The following is a 3205-nucleotide window of genomic DNA, read 5'->3' as shown; positions in this document are numbered from 1 at the left end:
GCCCGAAGCGAGCTGACAGGGCAATTGTTAATCAAAAGTAAGGCATCCGCACCATCACCGGTAACGGTGGACTTTATCATTGCCCCCGGGCAAACCTATTTTACCCCGCTGAAACCGGGCGAGTGTCTGACATTACAAGAGGGATTGTGCAGTCAACGGCTTGCAGATCTGCTGGCAAAGCAGATTTTTTGCTCCGAAACAAACAGCTGCAAAGCCTATGAACAGCTGCGTGGCATCGATGAGATCATTAATGTTCCGCAACGGCTGATGGCGTTGATGGATTGGCTGGCTACATTTTCCGACAGCAAAAATGTGACCGGACAAGATGAACAGCTGTTGCTGAATATGCTCAGGGAGAAACAAGGAGTTTGCCGACACAAGGCGACGATCTTCCAGGTGCTCTGCCACTATTGGGGGATTCCTGCCCGGCAAATAGAGAATGCTTCGCACCGTTTTGTTGAGATCAGCCCTGATGGCGGCCACACCTGGCGACAATACCAACTCGGTGGTGGCGGACGGTCCACTGCAGATATCACAGAACCCGACTGGGGGGATTATCGTCAACCAGAGTGCACTAAGCTGAAGTCACCCGAGGAGTATGCCTGTTCCGACCAATTAATCGATTCACGGGAAAACTTCTTAGCTTTAGGTGTCGATTACTTTATTGCACAACAATTAGAGATAAACAAAAACCGATCAGCTTTGACTGAGTCTATGCATAACGATCTCTACTCTACCTTAATCAGAAACCCCTCCGACATTGCTATCAACTATGTGCTGGAACATTGGGGGATAGCGTTATCGCCACAAATATTTTACCTGACTGTTGGTAAAGACATAGAATTCTGGGAACGTTTCATAGAAAAAAGCGCCTGGTTTGATGGTGAGTGCCATAGCCAGGCAATAAGTCATTTCGATGATTCGTATACAAAGATACTATCTCAGCTGATACAGGCAAAAAAGCCCGATGCTAATTATTTGAACTGGCTATGTGATCTTTACTGCTCAGCACCTCAATTTCTGAAATATATATTATTGGCCATCTTACAGAGGTTCTCCGGGGCCTGTGATTCCTGTCAGTTGAAAGACCGGGTAAAATCAATGCTTGAGTCTTATTCTCTAAGTCCCAAACCAGTTAACCTTGTTGAAATTAAAAGCGTAGAACCAGAATTTTCACAGCACTGCATAAACCTGATCAAAACGATGACCATGAGCCGCTCCCTTTTGGAGCGACTATCCCAGCCTCGCATCCATCAACAATTCCACCACCAACCTGTGGGCAATAGCATTATCATCCCTGAAAAGCTTATGGCCGGTGAGGCAGCTTTCCTGAACGTATCAAAATCTACAAGCTACAAACCCATTATTTTTGACTGTACTTCTTTGTCTGAAAAAGCGGTGGATGAAAAGATTGAAGAAAAAATAAAATCTGGATTAAAGACAGTAATCAGTGACATACATGATAGTGTAAACCATTTGCCGTTCAGCGAATCAATAAGAAAAATATTCTTTAACTGGCTGGCAGCGCATCACATGAATGATACTACTCCTCTCACTTGGATAACTCATTATTATGAGGAGTATTCCGAGACAGTGCAGCCTTTCTTTACTACGCTGCTTACGCATGCCGATCAGCAAGTTGACCCCATGACCCAATTAAAATTACCGCCAAAACGTTTAAAAGACCATTTTAACCGGCCTTCCGCTGTCGTTCTTCAGGAGGATGATTTGCTGATTCTTTTAGATGAGTTTCTTGCACAGATCGAAAACAGGTAGTGGCTCTTTCAGAATTCCAGACCAATGCTTCGTGGGCTAAATAGCTGGCCATATGGAATCACATATTTCTGGCTACTTATGATTTCATTTGGTAGTAATGCCATCAGCATACCGGCCAGCCAGTTGAACTGGTTTTCCTTTCGGTTGAGCATCCACTCATCATGAATTGTCCATTTAGCCCTGGCGGCCACCGCCACAGCAAAATGAGGTTTCCGTGGCAGGAACGTTCTTATTATTTTGTTGTCTTAAATTTCCTGACACCGGCATTCATAAATCAGGCATGGATGATCAAATGGACAAAATAACAAATGAAGTTATCAATTATCACTCCTTGCCAAATCAAACAGTAACCCACTCTTTACCACACCAGGAGGGAGACATAAGGAAAATATCGGATTTTTCCGATGGACAGACAAAGCTTCAGCAATCTTCAGCAAAGCGATCAAGATTAATAGAACCTCAAGAAGTCCCAACGCCTGATTTAGGACAAAGGACAACAGTCGCCTGTCAAGTTACCTCTCACTTGCAAAGCGATCACTCCACCGCCCGCTCAACGGATCAGGAATTAGTCCATCAGAGCCTGAGCACCGGTGAGTTCTATTTTGCCAATACTCCGTTAACCCAACAGCGAATTATTGATCAATTACGCCATGAACAGCCTGCAACGTATTGCATTCGCGCGCTGGCTGATCTGGAAAAACAGGGCCTGATGCAACAAACCTGGCTAGAGGGCGGCCAATTACAAAAAGCAGAAGGCCGACTGTTTACGGATGAGCCGATGACCCTGGTGTTTGACCTGACCTCCATGACACCCGGTGATATCGCCAGCTTTAATGACCTTCTTCAGGTGGGACCCAAGTGTAACGATAAACCACTGGGCGACCACATCCGACGGGTATTTCTGGTCAACCACGGGATGCTGGACGGAAGTAAGCCCGCCAACCCCGACCTCTGGCGCAGATTGGGGCAAATGCCGGAAAAGGCCGTATCAGAAGCCGACTGCCATATTGCTGATTCGGTGACCGATGAAACCTTGCTGGCCCAAAAAACCACGGAAGACATCCCGGCCAATGCCCTCCGCGTCAACATCAACTTTGCCACCACCGACAACTGGTACCATCAACTCTTTGGTGGTATCACCCTCAATGATCGGGGTCGGCTGGTTTTTTCTGAAGGGGCTTTGGCCAACCTGAAAGAGAATACCCACCTTGTGCTTAACAATGCACCCTGGGAAGACACTGGCTTCCAGGCAGCCCTGGCAACGGCCATACGTGTTGGCGGATTTACCGCCAACAAGCAATGGGTCCGGCTGCCTGAGCAGATATCCCTGTCCGTAGCCCATGTCGGTGCCACCGAACTCAACGCCCGGAAAGATCAGACGATCAGCGACAGCACCGTTTTTTGCCCCCAAAGCCCGTTTGTGGTGATA

Annotated in this window: 3 protein-coding genes; 2 read left to right on the top strand and 1 reads right to left on the bottom strand. The window is 47.1% G+C overall.

Annotated elements, in window-relative coordinates; all coding sequences use genetic code 11:
- The first annotated feature begins 66 nt into the window (after positions 1-66).
- Complete coding sequence (locus ACO6V1_RS23130) at positions 67-1776, top strand: transglutaminase-like domain-containing protein (protein ID WP_422468842.1); 1710 nt, start codon at positions 67-69, stop codon at positions 1774-1776.
- A gap of 8 nt (positions 1777-1784) precedes the next feature.
- On the opposite strand, the gene ACO6V1_RS23125 is transcribed toward ACO6V1_RS23130, so the two are convergent.
- Positions 1785-1973, bottom strand: coding sequence for a hypothetical protein (locus ACO6V1_RS23125; RefSeq protein WP_422449611.1), 189 nt, complete (start codon positions 1971-1973; stop codon positions 1785-1787).
- 326 nt (positions 1974-2299) lie between these two features.
- Between ACO6V1_RS23125 and ACO6V1_RS23120 the strand changes: the two genes are divergently transcribed.
- The coding region (locus tag ACO6V1_RS23120) for a hypothetical protein (RefSeq protein ID WP_422468840.1) at positions 2300-3205 on the top strand (906 nt) is incomplete at its 3' end.

The sequence above is a fragment of the Endozoicomonas sp. ALC013 genome (genome assembly GCF_049310205.1).
Taxonomy (GTDB): Bacteria; Pseudomonadota; Gammaproteobacteria; order Pseudomonadales; family Endozoicomonadaceae; genus Endozoicomonas.
Note: the sequence above shows the minus strand (reverse complement) of the source record. Positions and strands in the feature narration are given on the sequence as shown.